Here is a 238-nt window from a genome sequence, read left to right on the forward strand (position 1 = left end):
TATGGCTTTCGACTTGCTTTTGTGGCCCCTCTTCTTTTTCATCTAGCATGCGTCGCAACCAAACGATATCCGCAGGGTCGTAAAGCATTATCGCTTCAGCAGGCAAACCATCTCGTCCCGCACGTCCGGTTTCTTGGTAGTAAGATTCAATATTGCGTGGAATATCAAAATGGACCACAAAACGCACATTGGACTTATTTATCCCCATCCCAAAGGCAACGGTAGCGACAACAATTTG

Annotated in this window: 1 protein-coding gene; it reads right to left on the bottom strand. The window is 46.2% G+C overall.

What is annotated here, in order from left to right:
• On the bottom strand, positions 1 to 238 hold a 238-nt coding region (locus tag P8629_RS12660; protein WP_278166436.1), incomplete at both ends, for a helicase-related protein.

Source organism: Hydrogenovibrio sp. 3SP14C1 (assembly GCF_029625905.1).
GTDB lineage: Bacteria > Pseudomonadota > Gammaproteobacteria > Thiomicrospirales > Thiomicrospiraceae > Hydrogenovibrio.